Source organism: Ignavibacteria bacterium, from assembly GCA_016873845.1.
In the GTDB taxonomy this organism is placed as follows: domain Bacteria; phylum Bacteroidota; class Ignavibacteria; order Ch128b; family Ch128b; genus JAHJVF01.
The window spans coordinates 1-1,616 of record VGVX01000162.1; the positions used below are offsets into that span (position 1 = coordinate 1).

Below are 1,616 nucleotides of genomic sequence, written 5' to 3' on the forward strand. Positions count from 1 at the left end.
ATTCCATCGGAGAAATTTCAGCGGGCAATTACAAAAATTATTTATTAACGGATGATACTGCGGTTTACATTATGACGGGAAGTAAGCTCCCATTGAATTGTACCGCTATCGTTCCGATTGAAGATGTTGATATAATCAATCAGAGAATCAAATTGAAAAGTGGGATACAAATATCTGAGGGACAAAACATTCGAAAGTGCGGCGAAGACATCAGGCAAGGTGAAAAAGCTCTCGGAAAATTCACACTTGTTCAACCGAATCACATTTCAATTTTAGCGGCTTGCGGAAAATCGAAAGTAAAAGTTTTTCGAAAATTAAAAATTGGCGTAATGGCAACCGGCGATGAATTAATTGATATTGATGAGATACCATCGGATGATAAAATAAGAGCAACTAATCTATATTCATTGATCGCTTCAATTAATGATATGAATATAATTCCAATCAATTTTGGTTTCGAAAAAGATGACAGGAAAAAAGTTCACGCAAAAATAAAGTCAATATTAAAAAGTGATGTAGACATTTTAGTTACATCCGGGGGAGTTTCCGTTGGCAAGTACGATTACTTGAAAGAAATCTTTTCAGAGTTAAATGTTGAGATAAAATTTTGGAGAGTGAACATAAAGCCCGGCAAACCATTAGTATTTGGAGTCTTCACCGGGAATGAGGAAAGGAAATTTATTTTCGGACTTCCGGGCAATCCGGTCTCATCGTTTGTGACCTTCAATTTGTTTGTAAGAGTTTCAGTTGAAAATTTATATCATATTAAAAAAGACCGAGTTGTTTCCGCAGAACTTTTATCCGATATCAAAAAGATAGATGGAAAGAGACACTTCGTAAGAGGTAAACTAAATTATTCCGCTGAAGATAAAAAATACCTTACTGAAATCGTTGGTTCACAATCATCTGGGAATATGGTAGGTTTAGGTTTGTCAAATTGTCTGATTGTAATTGAAGAAGACAAATTAAATCCGAAGAAGGGTGATATTGTACAATGTATAAAGATATAACCGGAATAATTTTAGCCGGCGGAAAAAGTAAAAGAATGGGACAGAATAAATCTCTGTTGAAACTTGGTGAGAAGACTGTCATTGAGAGAGTTGCCGAACTGATGAGGGGACTTTTCGCAAAGGTGGCTTTGAGTGCAAATGAGAAATCATGCTATGAATTTTTTGGTCTTGAAATTATTGAAGACATCTTCAAAGATATTGGACCATTGGGCGGAATACATTCTGCATTGATGAATTCACATACTAAAAAAAATTTTGTTATATCATGCGACATTCCATTGATGACAAAAGAAATGATCGAATTCATTGTTAATTATCCAACCGATAAATTAATTACAGTTGCAAAGGCAGATGGTTTTATTCAGCAATTGTGCGGATTGTATTCTAAAAAATGCCTTCCCAAAATTGAGGAAATATTGATTGATAATTTAAACAGTGTTGGTAGCTCAGAAGGAGAAAAATGCAAATGCAAGGTTTTACAATTGGTTAAGGAAACTCCGGCCGAAATTATCGATGTCGAAAAAGAATTTCCAAATTATAAAGCGGGAGTGTTTCTCAACATGAACAATCCCAATGATTATCAGAAAGTTATGTCTGACATAGTAT

General features: G+C 34.7%; 2 protein-coding genes. Both read left to right on the top strand.

The window, feature by feature from the left end; all coding sequences use genetic code 11:
• Positions 1-1,010: molybdopterin molybdotransferase MoeA (locus FJ213_13550; GenBank protein MBM4177178.1), on the top strand; the 1,010-nt coding region annotated here is incomplete at its 5' end.
• The coding region (locus FJ213_13555) for a molybdenum cofactor guanylyltransferase (protein MBM4177179.1) at positions 995-1,616 on the top strand (622 nt) is incomplete at its 3' end. The genes FJ213_13550 and FJ213_13555, both read left to right, overlap by 16 nt.